At 39.3% G+C, this 242-nt stretch carries 1 pseudogene; it reads right to left on the reverse strand.

Features of this window, described 5'->3' with window-relative positions:
• A pseudogene (locus tag AAEZ09_RS29015) lies at window positions 1-197 on the reverse strand (hypothetical protein); the annotation flags it as partial.
• Window positions 198-242 lie beyond the last annotated feature (45 nt).

The following is a 242-nucleotide window of genomic DNA, read 5'->3' on the forward strand; positions in this document are numbered from 1 at the left end:
GAACCAGGTTGCTTCAATAACTCATTGATATACATTGCTTGATGAGCACGATGAAAGCCACCGACACCAATATGCACAATCCCAGCGGTTAACTGGCTACGATCGTATTTCGGCACATCAACATTAGCAGGTAATGTTGACAAACTTTGTAGGTTTAACGTGTTCAGTTGAACATTTGAATCTTGAGAATGATCCATGTGGATTGTGCCTCATAAAATAATTAAACAATATGGATGGTTGTG

It is taken from the genome of Pseudomonas sp. 65/3-MNA-CIBAN-0223, assembly GCF_040310425.1.
GTDB lineage: Bacteria > Pseudomonadota > Gammaproteobacteria > Pseudomonadales > Pseudomonadaceae > Aquipseudomonas > Aquipseudomonas gregormendelii.